Consider the following 21,265-nt stretch of genomic DNA (forward strand, 5'->3'; position numbering starts at 1 on the left):
CGCCCTTTTTCATGCCTGCAAGCCTCTGCCCCTGACCGTGCTCACCGGCTCAGGACGGCTCGGCCAGCGCCTGGCGCCCGAACTTACGCTGGGCATAGGTCGCGCCGATAATCATCACCAGCAGGATCCCCGCCAACACCGCCGACGAGCCGATGGTGCCAAAATCCAGGCCGCCCTTTTCATGGGGTTTGGTCAGGAAATCCCCCAGGGTCGCGCCGAATGGCCGGGTCAGCACGAATGCCGCCCAGAACAGCAGCACCGACGAAATCCGAGTGAAGTACTTGAGCAGCACCACCACGGCGATGGTGGCGCCGATAAACAATGCGCCGCCGGCAAAACCCAGGCCCGAATCATCTGCCAGGTAGTCGCCCAGGGCGGTGCCCAGAGTGTTGGAAAACAGAATCGCCATCCAATAGAACATCTCCCCCCTGAAGCTGTGGATCTTGTTCACGTTCAGCGAATCGCCGCTCAGGCGCCAGGCCGCGAAGATCGCCAGCAGTATTGCAATCAGGATCATCGAGCCAGTGGCGTAGCCCAGCCCCAGGGTGCGGTCCATGAAGTCCGACATGGTGGTCCCGGCCGTGCTGGTGGAGAGGATCACGATCCAATACAGCACCGGGTTGTAGGTCCTGGAAAACAGTTGGGTGATCAGGGTCAGCACGAACACGCTGATCAGGATCATCGAGCTGATGGCATAGCCGACATTCAAGGTCATCGACAACAGGTCCCCGGCGGTTTCTCCGAGGGTGGTTGCGCAGATTTTCATGACCCAGAACGCCAGGGTGATCTGAGGAAGTTTATTCATTCGCGGTATCGCTCCAGGGCTCTATTCAAGATGGCCTGTCGTCGAATGCAGGCCTGGGCGAAGGCTGCGGGGCGCGCAGTGAAAAATAGGTCTGTGGCGCATGAAAAATCCGTTGATCGCGATTCCACAGCCCGGATTAACAGATTAATGATCCGTTAATGCTCGGGTCGCAGCCTGCAATTGAATCCATAACACCGTCCCATACGTATACAGAGCACGGGCCCCACCGCAGTTATTTGCAGTCACTTGCGACGGCCTTAACATCGATTAAATCGATTAATTTAAGCGCTTTTTTGCGCTTTTTAATCAACTTACACGGAGTAATATCTATTTCACGCCCAACGCACACACCCTTGACGAACCTGGAGTCACTCTCATGAAAAGCAAACTGATCATCGCCCTGACCCTTTCGGTACTGGCCGCCAACGCCTTCGCTGCCGATGGTTATGACCGTACCGGCTCGGCCACGCTGGCCGCTGACGGCTACGACCGCACAGGCTCGGCCACCGTTGTCGAAGACGGCTATGACCGCACCGGTTCTGCCACCTTCGCCGCTGACGGCTACGACCGTACCGGCTCTGCCACAGTCGCTGAAGACGGTTACGACCGCACCGGTTCTGCCACAGTCGCTGAAGACGGTTACGACCGTACCGGCTCTGCCACCTTCGCCGAAGACGGCTACGATCGCACCGGTTCTGCCACGGTCGCTGAAGACGGTTACGACCGCACCGGCTCTGCCACCATCAGCTAATACCTACGCGCGGCATCACAGCCCGGCTTCGGCCGGGCTTAGTCGTTTTAGGGTGGGGAGAAAACCACCGTACCTCGTTTGAAAGCCGGCCATCGCCTGACCATCGATGCTGGAATTAGCGCCTCGCGCCCGGCACTATGGCGCCCTCGGATCACCGCACCTCAGGAGCCCCGCCATGCCCGACGATATTCACTACTACGAACCCGCCCAGGGCCACGGCCTGCCCCATGACCCGTTCAACGCCATCGTCGGCCCGCGCCCTATCGGCTGGATTTCCTCACAGGACACCCATGGCCGGCTGAACCTGGCGCCCTATAGCTTCTTCAATGCCTTCAACTACATTCCGCCGATCATCGGGTTCTCCAGCGTCGGGCGCAAAGACAGCCTGAACAACATCGAGCAGACCGGCGAATTTGCCTGGAACCTGGCGACCCGGCCCCTGGCTGAGCAGATGAACCAGAGTTGCGCCTCCGTGCCGGCCGATGTCGACGAGTTCGAATTGTCGGGCCTGACCCCGGTCGCCTCGAAGGTGATCGCCGTACCGCGGGTAGCCGAAAGCCCGGTGTCCTTTGAATGCAAGGTCACGCAGATCATTCAATTGCAGCGGGCAGATCAGGAGCTGGTGCCAAGCTGGCTGATTCTCGGCGAAGTAGTCGCCGTGCATATCGCCAAGTGGCTGCTCAAGGATGGGGTGTACGACACCGCCGCGGCAGAACCGATTCTGCGCGGCGGCGGGCCAGCGGATTATTTCCAGCTGGGGCCTGAGGCCTTGTTCAAGATGTACCGCCCGGGGGCAGTCAGATAGTTTTCCAGGACAGCTCGCCGTCCTCATCGACGTCGATCAACTGCTCAAGCTTCTGCGCAGCAGCCTGGTCGGCGTCATCGGCGGTCTTGAATTTCTGGTCATCCAGTACTTTATGAAAACGCGGAGCCCCTGAACCACCCAGGGCCTTGATGGCGATAGCGGCGCTGTAACCGCCTTCACCCGGTACCACGGCGGATACCGCTTCGAATTGCGCAAACTCTTTACGTGCCATGTTGCTGATCCTGGCCAATGGAAAGTCGGCCATTCTAAACCTTCAACTGGCCAGTTTGTGCACCGGGGCCTGGTTCAGTTGCGCGTATTCGCCATGGGCCTCTGCGGCCGAGATATGGCTGAAGGTGTGGAAGTCCAGGCTGTTGACCACCAGGTCCTGCACCAACTCGGTAAAAATCGCCATGGCGGGCGAACTGAAGTAGGCGGTCATCGCCTGCTGACTGCTCCAGAAGCCGGAAACCATCCACAGCTCGGCATCGCACTGCGAGTGCTGCAACGCGAAATGCAGGCAACCGGGTGTCTGGCGCGACGGCTCGATCAGGCTGCTCAAGCGCGCGCCCAATTCCGTGGTACGCCCGCTGCGGGCACGGACGAAAGCCATATGACTGACAGGACTATGCGTGGACATCTGCGACCCTCCCAGGGTGTTGTCGAGGCAGCCATGGGACGGGCTGCGACAGGATCAAAGATTAAACGGCCGTAGCAGCCGCCGTTAGTCGAATCCTGTCGGCCTTTTGCACAATCCTGCGAGCAGCGGGAGATGGGATCACCGCACGCCCGACAGTCCTGGAAAAACCATACGACTGTTTCAAGCAAGTGACACCCGCGCCGAAACACCTGTTGTGTCTAATACGCGCGGGCGCTGCAGAATCAGGCAAGTTTTACGCAGGAATCGCCTACCCATGGTTCTTGCACAAATTTAAGCTGTGCCCATCAGAAACGCCGGAGGCTTCCCATGTCGTCACTCGAATATCCGCAAGCTCCGCTGGATCCGGACATGGAAAAACAGCGCGCCGAGCTGGCCGGAATCATTCGCCGCAACACCAGCGAAGACGGCAGCTACGCCACCGCCATCCACTCACTGTTTGTTTCGCGCCACAGCAGCTCCCACCAGTTCGCCCCGGTACTGGCCCAGCCCGCGCTGTGCATCATGGCCCAGGGGCGCAAAGAAGTACGGCTGGCCGACGAAACGTTCAACTACGACCCGCTCAATTACCTGGTGGTGTCGGTGTCGGTGCCCTTGAGCGGCAAAGTCGCCATCGTTTCGCCCGAAGAGCCGATCCTGGCCTTGCGCCTGGACATCGACCCCACTGAAATCAGCACCCTGATCGCCGATGCCGGCCCCCTGGGAGTTCCGACCCGGCCCACTGGGCGCGGCCTGTATGTCGAACAACTCGACCCGCCGATGCTCGATGCCGTGCTGCGCCTGACCCGTTTGCTGGACACGCCGAAAGACATCGCCATGCTCGCGCCGCTGATCCGCCGGGAAATCCTCTATCGGCTGCTGCGCAGCAAGCAAGGGCATCGGTTGTATGAAATTGCCATCGCCAACAGCCAGAGCCATCGCGTCAACCAGGCCATCAAGTGGTTGAACGGCAACTATGAACAGCCCCTGCGCATCGATGACCTGGCGCGGGAGGTCAACCTCAGCGTCTCGACCCTGCACCATCGCTTCAAGGCCATGACCGCCATGAGCCCGCTGCAGTACCAGAAGCAACTGCGCCTGCAGGAAGCGCGACGCCTGATGCTCGCCGAAGGCCTGGAGGCCTCCGCCGCCGGCTACCGCGTGGGCTACGAAAGCCCGTCGCAATTCAGCCGCGAGTACAGCCGCCTGTTCGGCGCCCCACCGCTGCGCGACATGGCGCGCCTGCGCATCAGCGTCTGAATCCAGCGCCGCCAGCGACGCTGGATACGCCGGTTCAGCGGGCCCGGATCACGTGTTTGATTTCCTGGAAGGCCTGCAACCCCCAAGGTCCCAACTCGCGGCCGATGCTGCTCTGTTTGTAGCCGCCCCACGCTGCCTGCGGAAAAATCACCTGGGGCGCGTTGATCCACACCAGCCCGGCCTGCAACTCGTTCGCCACCCGTTCGGCTCGCTCGGTGCAACCACTGACCACGCTCGCCACCAGGCCGAACGCGCTGTCATTGGCCAGGTCCACGGCCTCCTGCTCGCTGGCGAAACTGCGTACGCAGAGCACCGGGCCGAAGATTTCCTCGCACCACAGCGCGCTGTCCAGAGGCACCTGGGTGAAGATCGTCGGCTCAATGAAATAGCCACGGGGCAGCGCCGGTGGACGTCCGCCACCACACACCAGCTTGGCGCCGACACTCAGCCCAGCCTGGATATGGCCCAAGACCCGCTGGTACTGCGCCTGATTGACCAGCGCTCCCATGTCCACCTCGGCGGCGAACGGGTCAGCGACCCGGATCGCCTCGGCCCGAGTCTTGAGGCGCAGCAGAAACTCATCCGCCAGCTCTTCGGCCACCAGCACCCGACTGGTGGCCGAGCACATCTGCCCGGCGTTGAAAAAACCACCGCCACAGGCCAGCTCTACCGCCAGGTCGAGATCGGCATCGGCCAGCACCAGCAACGATGATTTGCCGCCCAGTTCCAGGCTGACGCCCTTGATGCTTTCTGCTGCACGCTGCATGACCTGGACCCCGACCGCATTGCTGCCGGTAAAGGAAATCTTCGCCACCCGCGGATCGGCCGCCAGCGGTGCGCCGACTGCCAGGCCAGTGCCGCACACCAGGTTGAACACGCCGTCGGGCAAACCACTGTCGGCGATGATTGCCGCCAGCTCCAGCTCCGGCAGCGGCGTCACCTCGGACGGCTTGAGGACCACGCTGCACCCGGCCGCCAAGGCGGGCGCCAGCTTCCAGGCCGTGGTCACCATGGGGAAGTTCCAGGGCACGATCAAGCCAACCACGCCGCAGGGTTCGCGACGCAGGCGAGCGCTGAAGTCGTCACTGGGCAGGGGCACATCCGCGTCCTGGGCGGCATCCAGGCCTTCGGCCAGGCCGGCGTAGTATTCGAAGGTGGCAATCACATCATCCACATCGATAGCCGCTTCGAATTGCGGCTTGCCGTTGTTGCTCGATTGCAGCTGCATCAGGCGTTCGCGGCGTGCGGCGACGCCCGTGGCAATCTTGCGCAAGACCACGGCACGCTCGGCGCCGCTGCACGCGGACCACACGCGAAATCCCGCCTGGGCGGCGCGTACCGCCTGCTCCACATCCTGCCCGTCGCCCCCGGCGACTATCGCCAAAGGCTGCTCCGTGGACGGGTTGATCACCTGCAAGCGTTCGCTGCCGGCGCGCCATTGGCCATTGATGTACAGCCCATTCGACAGATTCATTGGGCTCATGCCTGCACCGCCTGCATCCAGCCGGCCTGGTCGATTTCAATCAGGCTCGGCCCCTGGCGTGCGGCGGCGGCACGCAAGGCGTTGCGCAACTGCTCAACACTGCTGATGGCTTCGGCGGCGCAGCCCAGGGCCTTGGCCACACCGATAAAGTCCGGGGTGTAAATGTCCACGCCCACCGGCGTGATGGCGCGGTTGACCATGTATTTCTTGATCTCCTCGTAACCCTGGTTATTCCACAGCAGGACGATGATCGGAGTCTGGGCCTCCACGGCGCTGGCCAGTTCCGCCAGGGTGAATTGCAGACCGCCATCGCCAATCAGACAGGCCACCGGGCCACGGGCACTGCGCTCGGAAGCCCCGCCCAGCCAGGCGCCGACCGCTGCCGGCAAGGCATAGCCAAGGGTGCCGTAACCGGTGGACGAGTTAAACCAGCGCCGCGGCTGCTCGGGGTTGAAGGTCAGGTTGCCGCTATACACCGGTTGCGTGGAGTCACCGACGAACACGATCTCCGGCAGCTCCTGAAGCACGGTGTGCAACAGCTGGGTCTGGGCACGGGTCGGGGCGTCCCAGGCGCTGTCCAGTTCGCGGCGCAGGACTGCCGCGCGGGCCTGGCCCCATTCTGCGGCGCGCTCAGCTAGCGGCTGTTGGCTCAACTGCGCCAGCAAGGCCTCGGCGGCCATCTGCGCATCGGCCACCAGCGCCACCTGCGGCGGGTAGTTGCGCACGGTCTGGTCCGGGTCGATGTCGATCCGCAGCAGCACCCCGGGAATCTCGAAACCACCGGCGAAGGTCACGTCGTAATCGGTCTCGGCCAGTTCGGTGCCGATGGCCAGGACCACATCAGCCTCTGCCACCAGGGCCCGGGTGGCGACCAGGGACTGGGTCGAGCCGATCAGCAGCGGATGCGAGGACGGCAGCATGCCCTTGGCGTTGATGGTCAGGGCCACGGGCGCTGCCAACAGCTCCGCCAGTCGGGTCAACGCAGCCGCCGCATCGATCGCGCCACCACCGGCGAGGATCAGCGGGCGCCGGGCGCTGGCCAGGCGCTGGCTCATCTGCGCGATGGCGGCAGGTGCGGCGCCGGCACGGGCGATGCTGACCGGGGTGCTGGCGAGCAGATCATCAGCCTCTTCAACCAGCACATCGAGAGGGATTTCAATATGCACCGGACGCGGACGCCCGGCCTGGAACAAGGCGAAGGCCCGGGCCAATACCCCCGGCAGCTCGGCGGCGGACATCAGGGTGTGGGAAAAAGCTGCCACGCCGCTCACCAGCGCCGCCTGGTTCGGCAGTTCGTGCAGCTTGCCGCGCCCACCGCCCAGCTGGCTGCGCGATTGCACGCTGGAAATCACCAGCATCGGAATCGAATCGGCGTAGGCCTGGCCCATGGCCGTGGTGATGTTGGTCATCCCCGGGCCGGTGATGATGAAGCACACCCCCGGCTTGCCACTGGTGCGTGCGTAGCCGTCGGCCATGAAACCGGCGCCCTGCTCGTGACGCGGGGTGACGTGGTTGATACTCGACCCGGCCAGCCCACGGTACAGCTCGACGGTATGCACCCCGGGAATGCCGAAGACCTGCTCGACCCCATATCCCTCAAGTAACTTGACCAGTACTTCGCCGCACGTCGCCATTTCATCGCCCTTGTTATTGGATGGACACCGGGCGTCGGCGGCCTGCTTGAACTCGCCATCAAACGCCCGCAGAAGGGGTATTGGAACGGCGGGCCCGTAGCCGGGACAATGGATAAAAAGTCATACTAGCCATGTCCCCACGTCATACCTTGGCCCCCCCATGAAACGCCTCCCGCCCCTGCCCGCGCTGCACACATTCCTGATCACCGCCCAGTGCTGCAATTTCACCCGCGCCGCCGAGCAATTACACATCACCCAGGGCGCGGTGAGCCGGCAGATCGCCGGGCTGGAAAGCCACCTGGGTTACCCGTTGTTTCAGCGCCAGGCGCGGGGCTTGAGCCTGACCGCCGAAGGGCTGGAATGGCTGCCCCGGGTGCAGCAGGTGTTCGAATTGATCAATGGCGCGGTGGATGAAATTGGCGCGCAAAACCACAACCTGCGCCTCAAGGCCCCGACCTGCGTGATGCGCTGGCTGCTGCCGCGCCTGATGCAATGGCAGAAGGAGCGCCCGGAAGTGCCAGTGCAACTGACCACCACCGTGCAGCATGGCGTGGATTTCAGCCGCGAGCCGTTCGATGCGGCGGTGATGTATGGCGCCCCGCCCACCCCGACGCTGGGGTCGCGGCACCTGTTCAACGAACAGCTGACACCGGTCTGCTCCCGACCGCTGCTGGAGGGTTCGGTGCCACTCAAGACCCCGGCGGACTTGCAGCAGCACCTGCTGCTGCACCCGTCCCATGACCAGCGCGACTGGCAAAGCTGGTTGAAAGCCGCCGGCACGCCATTGAAGACCCTGGGCAAGGGCCAACATTTCGAGACCCTGGACCTGGCGATGTCCGTGGCCTCCCAAGGTTCTGGCGTGGCGATGGGCGACTGGGCATTGATTGGCGACGACCTGAGTGCCGGGCGGCTGGTCATGCCCTTTGATTTGAAGGTGCCGACGGGCCAGGCCTACTACCTGGTCTACCCGGAACGCCCGGGGCCTTCTGCGGCCTTGCAAGAGTTACTGGATTGGCTGATAACCCAGGCGCAGCAACGCTAACCACCAGCCTGTAGCCGCTGCCGCCAGGCTGCGCTGGGCCGGTGGGGCGCCGTGGTAACCGGCCCCTACTCAATAACCAACCGTAAACCGCTGACGGCTGTGGGCCGGTTTTTCCACTTCGTCGATCAAGGCAATGGCGTAATCGGCAAAGCTGATCCAGCTACGTCCTTCGGCACTGACCAGCAGATGATCCTGACCAAGGCGGAAATGCCCGGTGCGCTCACCCTCTACGAACTCTGCCGAGGGCGAGAGGAAGGTCCAGTCCAGATCCTGTTCCTGGCGCAGGGTGTCGAGGTAGACGCCACCGGCGCTGGCTTCGGCCTTGTACTCCGACGGGAAGCCAGGGCTGTCGATGACCTTGCCGCCATCGGGCAACAGCAGCGAACCGGCACCACCGACCACCAGCAGGCGCTTGACCCCGGCCTTTTTCACCGGCTCGATGATGGCGCTGGCGGCGATGGTGGAGAAATGCGCGGCACTGATCACTGCATCGTGACCGGCCAGCGCCGCTTGCAACGCTGCGCTGTCGGCAACGTCGACCTCACGGGTCACCACACCGGCACGCTGGCCGATCTTTGCCGTGTTGCGGGCAATAGCGGTCACGCTGTGACCACGACGCAGGGCTTCTTCCAGCAATTGGCTACCGGCACGACCGGTGGCACCAATGATTGCGATCTTGCTCATGACAGTTCTCCAGTTGCGATAAGTGCTACAGGGCCTCCCGCGCCAGGCGCGGGAGTGAATCAAGCCGATCCGCTCACCACTTCATCTCGCCCTTGGCGACTTTGGCGCTGAGTTCCAGGGAGCTTTCTTCGCCAAGGTTCGGGTAGCGCTTTTTCATGGCCGCGATCAACTCGGCAGAGTTGCTGGCCTTGGCGGTTTCTTCGTCGAAAGCCTTGATGTATTCGGCAGTGAACTGCACCGGCGCCAGGGACCGGGCACTGTCACCCAGGAAGTGCCCCGGAATCACGGTCTTGGGCTGCAGGCCCTGGAGGGTCTGCAGGGTGCTCAACCAATCCTGGTGCGATTGCGCGCTCTGGGTGTCGGCCATCCACACGTGGATGTTTTCCGCGACCACGACGCCACCCACCACGGCCTTGATCGACGGGATCCAGACAAAGGTCCGATCCGGCTGCTTGCCGTCCAGACCGATGATGTCGAGCTTCTGCCCTTCCAGGGTCAGGCTGTGGCCCTTGAGCACAGCGGGAACGATGGTTTTGCCCGGCACGTCGGCGCCCATTTTCGGCCCCCAGAAAGCCAGCTTGCCCTCAACCGTGGCCTTGATGTGCTCGACCGTTGGCTGCGAGGCAACGACCTTGGCCTTGGGAAACGCCGCAGTGATGGTCTCAAGGCCGAAGTAATAGTCCGGATCGCCATGGCTGATGTAGATGGTGGTCAACTGTTTGCCGCTGGCGCGAATTTTCTCGACCAGTTGCTCGGCCTGGGACTTGCCGAATTGGGCATCCACCAAAATGGCTTCCTTCTTGCCGCTGACCAGCACCGAGCTCACCGGAAAGATTGCCGCCGCGCCCGGGTTGTAGACATCCAGGGTCAACCCGGGCTCGGCCGCTGCGGCATTGGCGGCAAAACCCACGATAGCGCTGGCCAGCAGCAGGCGTTTGAGTGAGGTGAATCCGATCATGGGGCAACTCCAGAGTCTGTGGGCTTGGCTTTCGATGGGGGGGAGCTTAGTTGCGTCAGTCGGTACAAAAAATGCGATGCTGGAACATAGTTTGTTTCTGAAAGCGGGCAAATCATGGATCGTCTTCAAGCAATGCGCGTGTTTGTCAGTGTGGTCGACCTCGGCAGCCAGTCGGCCGCCGCCGATCATCTGGATCTGTCGCGCCCGGTGGTTTCGCGTTATCTGGCGGAGTTGGAGGATTGGGTCGGCGCGCGGCTGATGCACCGCACCACCCGCAAACTCAGCCTGACAGCGGCGGGCAGCGAAATCCTGCCGCGGTGTCGGCAGATGCTGGAGCTGTCGAACGACATGCAGGCGGCGGTCAGTGAACCGGATGACGCCCCGCGCGGACTGCTGCGCATCAGTGTCAGCACCTCGTTCGGCCAGGCCCAACTGGCTGACGCCATGGCCGCCTACGTCAAGCGTTACCCCGGGGTCAGCATCGATTTGCAGATGCTCGACCGCACGGTGAACCTGGTGGATGAACGCATCGACCTGGCGATCCGAACCAGCAACGACCTGGACCCGAACCTGATCGCCCGTCGCCTGACCGTCTGCCGCTCGGTGATCTGCGCCTCACCGGCCTACCTGGGCGAGCACCCCACACCGCAGCGGGTGGAAGAGTTGAGCGAACACAACTGCCTGACCCATTCCTACTTTGGCAAAAGCCTGTGGCATTTCGAGCAGGCGGGTGAACAGCTGTCAGTTCCGGTACAGGGCAACATCAGCGCCAATGAAGCCAGCACCTTGCTGCGTGCCGCCATGGCGGGTGCCGGGATCGCCATGCTGCCCACCTACCAGGCCGGCGTGCACATCCACAGCGGCGAGCTGGTGCGCCTGCTGCCCGATGCCGAGCCGCGGCAGATGAACATGTATGCGGTGTACGCCTCGCGCAAGCACATGCCTGCCGCGTTGCGCAGCATGCTGGACTTCCTGGTGCTGAGATTTCCCGAAGAACCGCAGTGGGACCAAGGCCTGTAGGCGGTAGCCGCGCGCAGCCGATCAACCGGCTGAATACCCCGTCAACCATGCAGACCTGCGGTCTGGCAACTCGGCAGCGCTGGCCTATGCTGATTAAGTAGCCCTTCAATCAATGGGGCTACTCGTTCAGAGGTGCTAGCCATGAACATCAAAACAAGAAGGTATCTGGCGATCTTCCTGACCTGCGGCGCAACCCTGGCGCTTTACGGCACCGCGGCCTACCGCGTCGAACAGGCCCGGCAATTGCCCCGGGTCTACGCCAGTTGCAGCCTTGAGCACTGCATCCCGCACTCGGCCACGTTGAACGCCTTGCGGTAAGGCGCTGCTCAATCCTCGTTGGCCTGGTCGACCTTCAACCGGTCGCGGAAGGCCTTGGGCGAAATACCAATGCGGCGCCGGAACATCCGGGTGAAGTTGGTCGGGTCGGAAAAGCCCAGGCTGTCGGAAATCTCGTAGATGGTCATCCCGGTGTACGTCAGCAGGCGCTTGGCTTCGAGCAACTGGCGTTCGTGCATGATCTGCAACGCTGGCTGCCCGGCCAGTTCGCGGCAAGTGCCGTTGAGGTGCGAAACCGAAATCCCCAGTTTGTGCGCCAGGTCCTCGACCTTCACGTGCTCGCGATAGTGCGCCTCCACCAGTTGCACAAAACCATTGAAGTACTCCCGGGCGCGCTGCGGCCGCTGATTAGCGCTGCGGCGCTGGATCGCCTGGCGGCTGACCCAGACCACGATAGTGCTGACCAACGCGTGCATGAGCATTTCGCGGGCCGGCTCATGCCCTTGATATTCCTGCTGCAAGGCAGCGAACAGGCCGTTGAGGTAAGACCCGTCGGCGCGCGCCGGATAGCTCTCGGCCAACGCCAGGGCATTCACCGACTGCCCCAATTGCGCCTGCAGGTGCGCCACCAGCGGTGCGGCCAGCGTCAGCACATACCCTTCTATGTCCTCGGAAAAACGGAAGCCATGCACCGACAACGGCGGCAGCACCTGCAGCGCCGATTCCCCCAGCAAGGTGCGCTGCCCTTCTATCTCGAGTTCCGCCTGCCCACGGTGGACGAACAGTAATTGACCGAGGTCGGCGTGCCGGTGCGGCTTGATTTCCCAATGGTGTTCGCGACTGCGTTTGCTGATGGTTTCGCAGTGCAACAAGTCCGGGGTCGGCCAGCCCAGGCTCTCGCCATAGAGTTTGAACACCGGGATGGAAGAAAGGGCAGGCTTGTTCATAACTGCAATCCAGGCCTCAGAGTGACGGGCGATAATCGCACCGATTGGTGAAATGAACAGGTATCGGCTTAGTTTTAACCTTCAATTGACAGGTTCACCGGTGAAAAATGCAAGCACTCGAAACATAAAAAAACCATTCACCGAACCTTGTTCGGCTGAAGCTTGCGAGTCATAAAAACAATGAAAACCCTGAAAACCCAAGTCGCCATCATCGGCGCCGGCCCCTCCGGCCTGCTGCTCGGCCAACTGTTGCACAACGCCGGCATCGACACAGTGATCGTTGAACGCCAAGACCCGGACTACGTCCTGGGTCGCATTCGCGCAGGCGTCCTGGAACAAGGCATGGTCGATCTGCTGCGCCAGGCCGGCGTCAGCCAGCGCATGGACGCCGAAGGCCTGGTGCATGGCGGCTTCGAGCTGGCGTTCGACGGTCGCCAGGTGGCCATCGACCTGCACGCCCTGACCGGCGGCAAGAACGTGATGATCTACGGCCAGACCGAGGTCACCCGCGACCTGATGCAGGCACGCGAAGCCGCCGGCGCAGTGACCCTTTATCAAGCCCGCGACGTGCAGCCCCATGGCATGAAAAGCGAGCAACCCTACCTGACCTTCGAACACGACGGCGAAGCGGTGCGCCTGGAGTGCGACTACATCGCCGGCTGCGACGGCTTCCACGGTGTGGCGCGGCAATCGATTCCCGCCGAATCCCTGAACATTTTCGAACGGGTCTATCCCTTCGGCTGGCTGGGCATCCTGGCCGATACCCCGCCTGTCCACGAAGAGCTGGTGTACGCCCGGCACGCTCGCGGCTTCGCCCTGTGCAGCATGCGCTCGACCACCCGCACCCGTTATTACCTGCAAGTGCCGGCCGATGAACAGGTCGAGAACTGGTCAGACCAACGCTTCTGGGACGAACTCAAGAACCGCCTGCCAGCCGCCCTGGCCGAGCGCCTGGTGACCGGCCCGTCGATCGAGAAAAGCATCGCACCGCTGCGCAGCTTCGTGGTCGAGCCCATGCAGTACGGGCACATGTTCCTGGTGGGCGATGCCGCGCACATCGTGCCGCCAACGGGCGCCAAGGGCTTGAACCTGGCGGCCAGCGACGTCAGCACGCTGTTCAACATCCTGCTCAAGGTCTACCGCGAGCAACGCACCGACCTCTTGGAGAAATACTCGGAAATCTGCCTGCGCCGGGTATGGAAAGCCGAACGTTTCTCCTGGTGGATGACCTCGATGCTGCACCAGTTTCCCGATGCCGACGCGTTCAGCCAGCGCATTACCGAAGCAGAACTGGATTATTTCGTCAGCTCCGAAGCGGGACGAAAAACCATTGCGGAAAATTACGTCGGCCTTCCTTACGAGGCTATCGAGTAGGAGGCTATCGAGTACACTAGCGCTCATTCCCGCTAGCCTTGCACCCTGCGGGTCCATTACTGCCCGCAGGTTTTTTCGTGACCCAGCTTCCCCCGCCCGGCCAGGCCACCCCGGCCATACGCAGTGTGCTGATCGCCCTGATGCTGGCGATTTTCCTTGGCGCACTGGACCAGACCATCGTCGCTGTTTCCATGCCGGCTATTTCCGCGCAGTTCAAGGATGTCAGCCTGCTGGCGTGGGTCATTTCCGGCTACATGGTGGCGATGACCGTGGCCGTGCCGATCTACGGCAAGCTCGGCGACCTCTATGGCCGACGCAAACTGATGCTGTTCGGCATGGGCCTGTTTACCCTGGCCTCGCTGTTCTGCGGCATGGCGCAAAGCATGGAACAACTGGTGCTGGCGCGGATTTTCCAGGGCATCGGCGCCGGTGGGATGATTTCGGTGAGCCAGGCGATCATCGGCGATATCGTTGCCCCCCGTGAGCGCGGGCGCTACCAGGGTTACTTCAGCGGCATGTATGCGGTGGCCAGCGTCGCCGGGCCGGTGCTCGGCGGCTACATGACCGAGTACCTGTCATGGCGCTGGGTGTTCCTGATCAACCTGCCCCTGGGCCTGGGTGCCTGGCTGGTGGCCCATCGCACCCTGGTCGGGCTGCCCCTGCCGCAACGCAAGCCGATCATCGATTACCTCGGCACGCTGTTGATGATCATCGGCCTGACCGCCCTGCTGCTGGGCATCACCGAGATCGGCCAGGGCCACGCCTGGCGCAGCAACCAAGTCCTTGGCCTGCTCGGTATCGCCGTGGTCGCCCTGGCGCTGTTTGTCTGGCACGAACGCAGGGCCCGCGAGCCATTGCTGCCGATGCACCTGTTCGCCAACCGCAACGCGGTGCTGTGCTGGTGCACGATCTTTTTCAACAACTTCCAGGCCATTTCCCTGATTGTGCTGATGCCGCTGCGGTTCCAGAGTGTCACCGGCGCCGGGGCCGACAGCGCTGCGCTGCACCTGCTGCCACTGGCCATGGGCTTGCCGATGGGGGCTTATTGCGCCGGGCGCCGGACCTCGGTGACCGGGCGCTACAAACCGATGATCCTCGGCGGCGCGCTATTGATGCCGATCGCGATCCTCGGCATGGCCTTCAGCCCGCCCCAGGCGGTGCTGCTGAGCAGCCTGTTCATGCTGTTGTGCGGGATTGCCGGTGGCATGCAGTTCCCCACCTCGCTGGTGGGCACCCAGAATGCGGTGGAGCAAGGGGACATAGGCGTGGCCACCAGCACCACCAACCTGTTCCGTTCCCTCGGCGGAGCTGTCGGGGTGGCACTGATGTCGGCGCTGCTGCTGACCTTGCTGCAACACTCCGGCCTGGTTCACCTGTCGGGCGCGGCACTGCTGGTCGAAGGCAGCTCGGGCAACGCCTTGCTCGACAGTCTGAATGCTGCGCCCGGTCCTGCGCAGGACGCCTTGCGCGCCGAGTTGCTGCTGACCTTCCGCCATCTGCTGATGGTCAGCGCGGCGGTGTCGCTGCTGGGGCTGGCAGCGGCTCTGGCCATGCCCAACATGCTCCTGCGCGGCCGCGAAGACGCCGTGCGCTAGGCCGCGCCAGGGTTCAGGGTCTCACGGACTGTAATAACCGACCGCCACCAGCAGGTCGCCGACCTTGCGCAGGTACGCGTGTTTGTCTTCGACCTTGCCGGTTACCGGGTTTTTCCAGCGGTACTCATATTCCCCCTGATCCTGCTTGGCCATCAGGGCCAGGATCGGCTCGCCCACCGGCTTGCCCTCGGGGTCGCGGATCTTGCCAAAGTCGGTATTGATCAAGCGCAGGTTGGTGCCGTGGGCCACGTAGCGATGGGTCTTGAGGTCGACGACAAAGACATACAGGTCGTCCTGCAGAAAACCGCCCTTGAGTGAGTTGATGGCGTTGAGGGTTTGTTTCTGATCGCTGCCAAGTGCGGTGGCCGCCTTGTCCAGCAGCGCCCTGGCCTGATCGGCCGACGCCCGGGGCAGGTAATAGCCGACCGCCAGAATGCGCTCGCCGACCCGTTGGAAAAACACCCGCTTGCGCTCGACCTTGCCATCGGCCCAGTTCTGCCAGCGGTACTCGGCTTCCTGGACGCCCTCGCTCGGGGTCTTGAGCACATCCTTGAAAGCTTTTTTCAGGTCCGGCCCAAGCACCTCGGACACATCACGACCGATCAGCGCCGCCGATGGGCCTCCGCTGGCGAGCATCACGCCGTGGGTGTCGACCACGAACACATAGCGGTCCTTGTCGACAAAATCGCCCTGACGGCTGAACGCGGCAAACGCCTTGTCACCCTGCTGCTGATAATAAGCCACGGCTTTTTCCAGCAAGGCCCTGGCCGCTGCTCCTTCATCTGCGTCTGGTGCGGCCGCCAGGGCGACACTGCCAAAGAGCATCAACAAACCGTACAGCCAGGAACCTTTCAGCAAAGCCTTCATTGCCCATCCCTCGTTCTTGTTGGTGTTTCAAGAGCGTAGACGGCAACGGGCTATGGTCGAGTATTCAGTCAACGGGGGGCAGGAGGAGCCTTCCCACGCCTGGCGCAGGAAGGCTGGGGTTCGATCAGGGACGGGCGCTGATCTGCTGTTGCAGGTTCTGGATCTGGCTTTGCAGGGTGTTGATGTTGCGCGTGACCTGACCCCGGAAGGCGTCGAACTCAGCGGTATTGGTCGCCCCTTGTGCCGGTGCCGGATGGTTATCCTGCTGGCTCTTGAGCACGATCATGTCCTGCTCCAGGCGCTCCACGGCGGCGCTCGGGTTGCCCTGTTTTTTCAGTGCAGCGACGTCAGCCGCCAGGCTCTTGAGCTGAGCATCGAGCTTGCCGGCATCGCCCTGGCCGCCCTTGAGGGTCGCCAACTCGGCGCTCAAGGCTTTGACCTGAGCCTGCAACTGGGTGTTGGCGGCCTGCTGTTCGGTGGTCTGGGCGCTCATCTGGGCCAGGCGTTTGTCGAGGTCGGTGGCTTGTCCGGCAACGCCTTGCTGCTGCTTGCCTTGATCCAGCAACTTGCTTTCGAGCTGCTTGATCTGCAGCTTCAACGCCTCGCTGTCGCTGTTGACGTTGGACTGGCTGGCCACCACTTTGCCGGAAATATCCTGCAAACGCCCCGCTGCCTCCTCACTGATGCGAGCAAAGCTTTCCTGGGTTGCCACCAGTTGCTGCTCCATCAGCGAAATCTGCTGGAAACTCCACCAGGCCAGGCCGATAAAGGCAAAGAACAATGCCCCGACCAGCGCCCACAGTGGCCCGGTGCTCGGCCCCTTGACCTTGACCACCGGCGTACTGCGCGAATGCACGGCGGTGCGCTCGCGGGCAGCGGTGGTAGTCGGGAAATCATCGTCATCGAGAGGGTCGGCGCGCAGGCTGGGAACATCATCGAAGTCGTCGTTGGCATCGTTACGCATGGGTCAACCTTTGTGAACCGCAGTAATGGCTGGGTGAGCGAGTATAAACCGCTAATTCGCCGCACTGATCGACCCCGAAGTGCAAACTCGGTTCAGTGTTTGTTTTCAGCGTATGTCCTGAGCCTTCCACCAACCGCAGAATTCGTCGAGGGCGGTCCACAGGCTGACCTTGGGCTCGTAGTCCAGATAATGCCGGGCCCGGCTGATGTCGAGGGTGAAGTTCTTGTTCATCACCTGCATCCCCAGGCGCGACAGGGTCGGCTCGGGGCGGCCGGGCCACAGCTTGCACGCCCCCTCATTGAGCGCTGCCAGGCTGTAGGCCAGGCCGTAGGAGCGGTAGCGCGTGACCTGCGGCACTTCCATCTGGCGCATCACATAGTTGATGACATCCCACACCGGCACCGGGGCGCCGTTACTGATGTTGTAGGCCTTGCCCAGGGCCGAGCCGGCAGCCAGCAGACTGCTGAACAGGGCTTCATTGAGGTTTTGCACGCTGGTGAAGTCGACCTTGTTCAGGCCATTGCCGACAATCGCCAGCCGCCCCTTGCGTTGCATCTTCAACAGTCGCGGAAAAATGCTCATGTCCCCGGCGCCGGTGACGAAGCGCGGGCGCAGTGCCAGGACTTCCAGCCCGAACTCCTGGGCGCCGAAGACTTTCTGCTCGGCCAGGTACTTGGTCGCGGCATAGGGATGCTTGAAGCGCTTGGGCACTTGTTCTTCAGTCAGGCCCAGGTGGTCGCGGCCGTCGAAGTAGATCGACGGCGACGACAGGTGCACCAGGCGCCGCACATTTTGCTTGAGGCAGGCCTCGACCACGTTTTCGGTGACCAGCACATTGCCCTGGTGGAAGTCCTGATAACGCCCCCACAAACCCACCGCGCCGGCGCAGTGGACCACCGCGTCGACATCACGGCACAGGTTGCGTACCAGGCCGGCATCGCTCAAGTCGCCCTGGATGAACTCGGCTCCGCGGCGCAGCAAATGCTCGACCGCTTCGGCCCGGCGCCCGTTGACCCGTACATCCAGGCCTTGCTCAAGGGCGAACCGCGCAAAGCGCCCGCCAATGAAGCCGCTTGCGCCGGTGACCAAAATTTTCATGACTTCTCCTAGAAATGCAGTGCGCGCTTCAAGCCACGGGCTGCACGTTAAATCTTCACGCAAGCACATCACGTGTCGCTTGCAGCTTGACGCTTACGGCTGCACCCAGGGCACCAACCATTGCGCAGAGGAACGCGCCAGATGCTCAGTCAGCAACCCCAGCAATTGCCCGCCATTGCGCCAATGATGCCAGTACAGCGGCACATCGATCGGCTTATCTGGCAGCAGCTCCAGCAATTGGCCGCGTGCCAGCTGTTCGCGTACTTGCAGTTCCGGCACCAGGCCCCAGCCCAGGCCAGCCTCCGTAAGACGGATAAACCCCTCCGAAGACGGGCACAAATGGTGCTCGAACCCGCCATTGACCCCGAGCGACGCGAGGTAGCGATGCTGCAGAAAGTCATCCGGGCCGAACACCAATGCCGGGGTGCGGGCCAATTGCTCGGCGCGCACGCCCTGGGGGAAATGGCGCTGGATAAAGGCCGGGCTGGCCAGGGCGCGATAACGCATGGCGCCCAACAGCAGGCTGCGCGCACCGGCCACCGGCCGCTCGCTGGCACAGACACAAGCCGCCACTTCCCCGGCGCGCATGCGCTTGAGGCCGACGGTCTGGTCTTCGACCACCAGGTCCAGCAGCAGGTGCTGTTCAGCACAGAAATCCCCCACCGCCTCGGCCCACCAGGTGGCCAGGCTGTCGGCATTGAGGGCGATGCGCAGGCGCTCCGGCAGGCCTTCTTCATCCAGCGCCGGCACCAGGCTCTGCAGGTCGCGTTCGAGCAGACGCACCTGCTGCACATGGTTAAGCAGGCGCCGGCCGATCTCCGTCGGCGCCGGCGGCGTGGCCCGCACCAGCACCGGCTGCCCGACCCGGGCCTCCAGCAATTTGATGCGCTGGGAGATGGCCGATTGCGACAGCCCCAGCACCTGGGCCGCGCGTTCGAACCCCGCCTGCTCGACCACAGCGGCCAGGGCCGAGAGCAATTTGTAGTCGAACATCAGTTTTCCTAATGAGCGATCAGTAATATTGGTTTTTCTTATACAACCTTGAACCGGAGAATAGCCAGCATGTCTCTTCGATCAAGGACTTCTTTCATGGCCGGTGACACCAACCTCGCCACGTTGCTGCGCAGCATGAGCCCGCAGCTCAATGCCGGCGAATACGTATTCTGCTGCATCGCCGACGCCAGCCAGCTTCAGGGCTGTGAAGCGGTGGGCAGCTTTCGCGAACAGGAAGGCCTGACTGTCATTCTCGAACGCGCACAGGCCGAACGCCTGGGCCTTGGCTTCGACTATGTCGCTGCCTGGATCACCCTCAACGTGCATTCGGCATTGCAGGCCGTCGGCCTGACCGCCGCCTTCTCCGGTGCCCTGGGCCAGGCCGGTATCAGCTGCAACGTGATGGCCGGCTATTACCACGACCACCTGTTTGTCGGCCTGGAAGATGCCGGGCGGGCCATGGATGTATTGCAGCAACTGACCGCGGGCCAGGAGTAAGGACTATGTGGCAAAGCTATATCAACGGCCTGCTGGTCGCCGCGGGGCTGATCATGGCGATCGGCACCCAGAACGCCTTTGTCCTGGCGCAGAGCCTGCGGCGCGAGCATCACCTGCCGGTGGCGGCGCTGTGCGTGACCTGCGATGCGTTACTGGTTGCGGCCGGCGTCTTCGGCCTGGCCACTGTGCTGGCCCAGAACCCGACCCTGCTGGCCGTGGCGCGCTGGGGCGGCGCGGTGTTCCTGATTTGGTACGGCAGCCAGGCCCTGCGCCGCGCCTGCTCGAAACAAAGCCTGCAACAGGGCGAAAACCAGGCCGTACGCTCCCTGCGCGCAGTGCTGCTCAGCGCCCTGGCGGTGACCCTGCTCAACCCCCACGTCTACCTCGACACGGTGCTGCTGATCGGCTCCCTGGGGGCGCAGCAAACTGAGCCTGGGGCCTACGTGGTCGGTGCCGCCAGTGCCTCGCTGCTGTGGTTTTTCACCCTGGCCCTGGGCGCGGCGTGGCTCGCTCCGTGGCTCGCGCGGCCGAGCACCTGGCGGATTCTCGACCTGCTGGTAGCGGTCATGATGTTCAGCGTCGCGTGGCAATTGATCAGCACCGGCTGACTTATTCCAAAAGGCTCTGGAACCTCTATCCCACACAGTTGTTGCGTGGTTTTGCCGCACCCCCGGTGCTATGATCCAGCCCCTGCGCCGCAAAGAGTACAAACTCCCCGGCGCTTGTTTGGCCGCCCGTGATCGGCCTTGCGCTCACCGCAACTGACCTGATTAGGAGAATCATCATGGCTTTCGAATTGCCGCCGCTGCCCTACGCACACGATGCCCTGCAGCCGCACATCTCCAAGGAAACCTTGGAATTCCACCACGACAAGCACCACAACACCTACGTCGTGAACCTGAACAACCTGGTGCCAGGCACCGAGTTCGAAGGCAAGACCCTGGAAGAAATCGTCAAGACTTCCTCGGGCGGTATCTTCAACAACGCCGCTCAGGTCTGGAACCACACTTTCTACTGGAACTGCCTGGCGCCAAACGCCGGCGGCCAACCTACCGGTGCCCTGGCTGAAGCCATCAACGCGGCTTTCGGTTCGTTCGACAAGTTCAAAGAAGAGTTCACCAAGACGTCCGTCGGCACCTTCGGTTCCGGTTGGGGCTGGCTGGTGAAAAAGGCTGACGGTTCCCTGGCCCTGGCCAGCACCATCGGCGCCGGCAACCCGCTGACCAGCGGCGACACCCCGCTGCTGACCTGCGATGTCTGGGAACACGCTTACTACATCGATTACCGCAACGTGCGTCCGAAGTACGTCGAAGCGTTCTGGAACCTGGTCAACTGGAAATTCGTCGCTGAGCAATTCGAAGGCAAGAACTTCGTTGCCTAAGCGCGTTTTGCAGTAGAAAAAAGCCCGGCATTGCCGGGCTTTTTTCGTCCGTAGCCTGGGATATGTCTTGCCCCAAAGCGATGGCGCGCTAACATCTACTCAGTAAAAAATATGACCTGCCCCTCAAGTTGCAGGGCCTCGCTACCGACACATTATCAATGGGCCAAAATGCTCCTAATCAGTGCATTCCGGC

General features: G+C 62.7%; 23 protein-coding genes. 11 read left to right on the forward strand and 12 right to left on the reverse strand.

Going from position 1 to position 21,265, the window contains the following annotated elements:
* Positions 1-49 precede the first annotated feature (49 nt).
* Positions 50-805 carry a COG4705 family protein gene (locus AC19YX_RS16775; protein ID WP_078471886.1) on the reverse strand — a complete coding sequence of 252 codons (756 nt, stop codon included), beginning with the start codon at positions 803-805 and terminating at the stop codon, positions 50-52.
* A 376-nt stretch (positions 806-1,181) separates the two neighbouring features.
* Between AC19YX_RS16775 and AC19YX_RS16780 the strand changes: the two genes are divergently transcribed.
* Together AC19YX_RS16780 and AC19YX_RS16785 are read left to right on the forward strand one after the other, a co-directional pair.
* Positions 1,182-1,556 (forward strand): heme utilization protein, encoded by a 375-nt coding sequence (locus AC19YX_RS16780; protein WP_078471887.1) that lies wholly within the window; start codon positions 1,182-1,184, stop codon positions 1,554-1,556.
* A gap of 175 nt (positions 1,557-1,731) precedes the next feature.
* Positions 1,732-2,361 carry a flavin reductase family protein gene (locus tag AC19YX_RS16785; RefSeq protein ID WP_421548616.1) on the forward strand — a complete coding sequence of 210 codons (630 nt, stop codon included), beginning with the start codon at positions 1,732-1,734 and terminating at the stop codon, positions 2,359-2,361.
* On the opposite strand, the gene AC19YX_RS16790 is transcribed toward AC19YX_RS16785, so the two are convergent.
* Both AC19YX_RS16790 and AC19YX_RS16795 read right to left on the reverse strand, forming a co-directional pair.
* Complete coding sequence (locus AC19YX_RS16790) at positions 2,354-2,626, reverse strand: hypothetical protein (protein ID WP_078471889.1); 273 nt, start codon at positions 2,624-2,626, stop codon at positions 2,354-2,356. The genes AC19YX_RS16785 and AC19YX_RS16790 overlap by 8 nt on opposite strands.
* Positions 2,627-2,635: 9 nt before the next feature.
* Positions 2,636-3,001, reverse strand: coding sequence for a putative quinol monooxygenase (locus AC19YX_RS16795; RefSeq protein WP_043229407.1), 366 nt, complete (start codon positions 2,999-3,001; stop codon positions 2,636-2,638).
* A gap of 327 nt (positions 3,002-3,328) precedes the next feature.
* Between AC19YX_RS16795 and AC19YX_RS16800 the strand changes: the two genes are divergently transcribed.
* Complete coding sequence (locus tag AC19YX_RS16800) at positions 3,329-4,258, forward strand: AraC family transcriptional regulator (RefSeq protein WP_078471890.1); 930 nt, start codon at positions 3,329-3,331, stop codon at positions 4,256-4,258.
* 34 nt (positions 4,259-4,292) lie between these two features.
* On the opposite strand, the gene AC19YX_RS16805 is transcribed toward AC19YX_RS16800, so the two are convergent.
* Positions 4,293-5,741, reverse strand: coding sequence for an aldehyde dehydrogenase family protein (locus AC19YX_RS16805; RefSeq protein ID WP_500606629.1), 1,449 nt, complete (start codon positions 5,739-5,741; stop codon positions 4,293-4,295).
* Positions 5,738-7,375, reverse strand: a complete 1,638-nt coding sequence (locus tag AC19YX_RS16810) for a 5-guanidino-2-oxopentanoate decarboxylase (protein ID WP_500606630.1) — start codon at positions 7,373-7,375, stop codon at positions 5,738-5,740. Before AC19YX_RS16810 ends, AC19YX_RS16805 begins: the two co-directional genes overlap by 4 nt.
* Before the next feature lie 160 nt (positions 7,376-7,535).
* On the opposite strand from AC19YX_RS16810, the gene AC19YX_RS16815 reads away from it, so the two are divergent.
* Positions 7,536-8,417: a LysR substrate-binding domain-containing protein gene (locus tag AC19YX_RS16815; protein WP_500606631.1), complete on the forward strand. Its 882-nt coding sequence runs from the start codon at positions 7,536-7,538 to the stop codon at positions 8,415-8,417.
* 69 nt (positions 8,418-8,486) lie between these two features.
* On the opposite strand, the gene AC19YX_RS16820 is transcribed toward AC19YX_RS16815, so the two are convergent.
* Both AC19YX_RS16820 and AC19YX_RS16825 read right to left on the reverse strand, forming a co-directional pair.
* On the reverse strand, positions 8,487-9,101 hold the full coding sequence (locus AC19YX_RS16820) for an NAD(P)-dependent oxidoreductase (RefSeq protein ID WP_500606632.1): 615 nt from the start codon (positions 9,099-9,101) through the stop codon (positions 8,487-8,489).
* A 73-nt stretch (positions 9,102-9,174) separates the two neighbouring features.
* A complete protein-coding gene (locus tag AC19YX_RS16825) occupies positions 9,175-10,059 on the reverse strand; it encodes an MBL fold metallo-hydrolase (RefSeq protein ID WP_500606633.1) in 885 nt (294 codons plus the stop codon).
* A gap of 114 nt (positions 10,060-10,173) precedes the next feature.
* Between AC19YX_RS16825 and AC19YX_RS16830 the strand changes: the two genes are divergently transcribed.
* Together AC19YX_RS16830 and AC19YX_RS16835 are read left to right on the forward strand one after the other, a co-directional pair.
* Positions 10,174-11,079 carry a LysR family transcriptional regulator gene (locus AC19YX_RS16830; RefSeq protein ID WP_078471896.1) on the forward strand — a complete coding sequence of 302 codons (906 nt, stop codon included), beginning with the start codon at positions 10,174-10,176 and terminating at the stop codon, positions 11,077-11,079.
* Positions 11,080-11,220: 141 nt separating this feature from the next.
* A complete protein-coding gene (locus AC19YX_RS16835; protein WP_020298624.1) occupies positions 11,221-11,397 on the forward strand; it encodes a hypothetical protein in 177 nt (58 codons plus the stop codon).
* 8 nt (positions 11,398-11,405) lie between these two features.
* Here the strand turns inward: AC19YX_RS16835 and AC19YX_RS16840 are convergent, their stop codons facing one another.
* Positions 11,406-12,302 (reverse strand): helix-turn-helix domain-containing protein, encoded by an 897-nt coding sequence (locus AC19YX_RS16840; RefSeq protein WP_421548623.1) that lies wholly within the window; start codon positions 12,300-12,302, stop codon positions 11,406-11,408.
* A 189-nt stretch (positions 12,303-12,491) separates the two neighbouring features.
* Between AC19YX_RS16840 and pobA the strand changes: the two genes are divergently transcribed.
* A complete protein-coding gene (gene pobA / locus AC19YX_RS16845; RefSeq protein ID WP_178102974.1) occupies positions 12,492-13,676 on the forward strand; it encodes a 4-hydroxybenzoate 3-monooxygenase in 1,185 nt (394 codons plus the stop codon).
* Positions 13,677-13,753: 77 nt separating this feature from the next.
* Positions 13,754-15,271: an MDR family MFS transporter gene (locus tag AC19YX_RS16850; RefSeq protein ID WP_500606634.1), complete on the forward strand. Its 1,518-nt coding sequence runs from the start codon at positions 13,754-13,756 to the stop codon at positions 15,269-15,271.
* A gap of 21 nt (positions 15,272-15,292) precedes the next feature.
* Here the strand turns inward: AC19YX_RS16850 and AC19YX_RS16855 are convergent, their stop codons facing one another.
* The 4 genes from AC19YX_RS16855 to AC19YX_RS16870 form a co-directional block, all read right to left on the reverse strand.
* A complete protein-coding gene (locus AC19YX_RS16855) occupies positions 15,293-16,138 on the reverse strand; it encodes a cache domain-containing protein (RefSeq protein WP_078471900.1) in 846 nt (281 codons plus the stop codon).
* A gap of 124 nt (positions 16,139-16,262) precedes the next feature.
* Entirely contained in the window at positions 16,263-17,102 is an 840-nt protein-coding gene (locus AC19YX_RS16860) for an ATPase (protein ID WP_500606635.1), read from the reverse strand.
* A 105-nt stretch (positions 17,103-17,207) separates the two neighbouring features.
* A complete protein-coding gene (locus AC19YX_RS16865) occupies positions 17,208-18,200 on the reverse strand; it encodes an NAD-dependent epimerase/dehydratase family protein (RefSeq protein WP_201127595.1) in 993 nt (330 codons plus the stop codon).
* Positions 18,201-18,293: 93 nt separating this feature from the next.
* Positions 18,294-19,193 carry a LysR family transcriptional regulator ArgP gene (locus tag AC19YX_RS16870; RefSeq protein WP_078471903.1) on the reverse strand — a complete coding sequence of 300 codons (900 nt, stop codon included), beginning with the start codon at positions 19,191-19,193 and terminating at the stop codon, positions 18,294-18,296.
* A gap of 96 nt (positions 19,194-19,289) precedes the next feature.
* On the opposite strand from AC19YX_RS16870, the gene AC19YX_RS16875 reads away from it, so the two are divergent.
* The 3 genes from AC19YX_RS16875 (at position 19,290) to AC19YX_RS16885 (ending at position 21,072) form a co-directional block, all read left to right on the forward strand.
* Complete coding sequence (locus AC19YX_RS16875; protein WP_500606636.1) at positions 19,290-19,691, forward strand: ACT domain-containing protein; 402 nt, start codon at positions 19,290-19,292, stop codon at positions 19,689-19,691.
* 5 nt (positions 19,692-19,696) lie between these two features.
* Complete coding sequence (locus AC19YX_RS16880; RefSeq protein ID WP_500606637.1) at positions 19,697-20,299, forward strand: LysE/ArgO family amino acid transporter; 603 nt, start codon at positions 19,697-19,699, stop codon at positions 20,297-20,299.
* Between the two features lie 176 nt (positions 20,300-20,475).
* The gene (locus tag AC19YX_RS16885) at positions 20,476-21,072 is read left to right on the forward strand and encodes a superoxide dismutase (protein WP_078471905.1); all 597 of its coding nucleotides are present in this window, start codon (positions 20,476-20,478) and stop codon (positions 21,070-21,072) included.
* Positions 21,073-21,265 lie beyond the last annotated feature (193 nt).

Source organism: Pseudomonas sp. MF09150 (assembly GCF_059862355.1).

Bases quoted from the DNA above. Each gene is read 5' to 3' on its own strand.
- AC19YX_RS16780 (WP_078471887.1), top strand. From the start codon at position 1,182: ATGAAAAGCAAACTGATCATCGCCCTGACCCTTTCGGTACTGGCCGCC.
- AC19YX_RS16865 (WP_201127595.1), bottom strand. From the start codon at position 18,200: ATGAAAATTTTGGTCACCGGCGCAAGCGGCTTCATTGGCGGGCGCTTT.
- AC19YX_RS16775 (WP_078471886.1), bottom strand. From the start codon at position 805: ATGAATAAACTTCCTCAGATCACCCTGGCGTTCTGGGTCATGAAAATC.
- AC19YX_RS16860 (WP_500606635.1), bottom strand. From the start codon at position 17,102: ATGCGTAACGATGCCAACGACGACTTCGATGATGTTCCCAGCCTGCGC.
- AC19YX_RS16805 (WP_500606629.1), bottom strand. From the start codon at position 5,741: ATGAGCCCAATGAATCTGTCGAATGGGCTGTACATCAATGGCCAATGG.
- AC19YX_RS16820 (WP_500606632.1), bottom strand. From the start codon at position 9,101: ATGAGCAAGATCGCAATCATTGGTGCCACCGGTCGTGCCGGTAGCCAA.
- AC19YX_RS16870 (WP_078471903.1), bottom strand. From the start codon at position 19,193: ATGTTCGACTACAAATTGCTCTCGGCCCTGGCCGCTGTGGTCGAGCAG.
- AC19YX_RS16800 (WP_078471890.1), top strand. From the start codon at position 3,329: ATGTCGTCACTCGAATATCCGCAAGCTCCGCTGGATCCGGACATGGAA.
- AC19YX_RS16795 (WP_043229407.1), bottom strand. From the start codon at position 3,001: ATGTCCACGCATAGTCCTGTCAGTCATATGGCTTTCGTCCGTGCCCGC.
- AC19YX_RS16835 (WP_020298624.1), top strand. From the start codon at position 11,221: ATGAACATCAAAACAAGAAGGTATCTGGCGATCTTCCTGACCTGCGGC.
- AC19YX_RS16810 (WP_500606630.1), bottom strand. From the start codon at position 7,375: ATGGCGACGTGCGGCGAAGTACTGGTCAAGTTACTTGAGGGATATGGG.
- AC19YX_RS16875 (WP_500606636.1), top strand. From the start codon at position 19,290: ATGGCCGGTGACACCAACCTCGCCACGTTGCTGCGCAGCATGAGCCCG.
- AC19YX_RS16830 (WP_078471896.1), top strand. From the start codon at position 10,174: ATGGATCGTCTTCAAGCAATGCGCGTGTTTGTCAGTGTGGTCGACCTC.
- AC19YX_RS16880 (WP_500606637.1), top strand. From the start codon at position 19,697: ATGTGGCAAAGCTATATCAACGGCCTGCTGGTCGCCGCGGGGCTGATC.
- AC19YX_RS16885 (WP_078471905.1), top strand. From the start codon at position 20,476: ATGGCTTTCGAATTGCCGCCGCTGCCCTACGCACACGATGCCCTGCAG.
- AC19YX_RS16825 (WP_500606633.1), bottom strand. From the start codon at position 10,059: ATGATCGGATTCACCTCACTCAAACGCCTGCTGCTGGCCAGCGCTATC.
- AC19YX_RS16815 (WP_500606631.1), top strand. From the start codon at position 7,536: ATGAAACGCCTCCCGCCCCTGCCCGCGCTGCACACATTCCTGATCACC.
- AC19YX_RS16790 (WP_078471889.1), bottom strand. From the start codon at position 2,626: ATGGCCGACTTTCCATTGGCCAGGATCAGCAACATGGCACGTAAAGAG.
- AC19YX_RS16855 (WP_078471900.1), bottom strand. From the start codon at position 16,138: ATGAAGGCTTTGCTGAAAGGTTCCTGGCTGTACGGTTTGTTGATGCTC.
- AC19YX_RS16785 (WP_421548616.1), top strand. From the start codon at position 1,732: ATGCCCGACGATATTCACTACTACGAACCCGCCCAGGGCCACGGCCTG.
- AC19YX_RS16840 (WP_421548623.1), bottom strand. From the start codon at position 12,302: ATGAACAAGCCTGCCCTTTCTTCCATCCCGGTGTTCAAACTCTATGGC.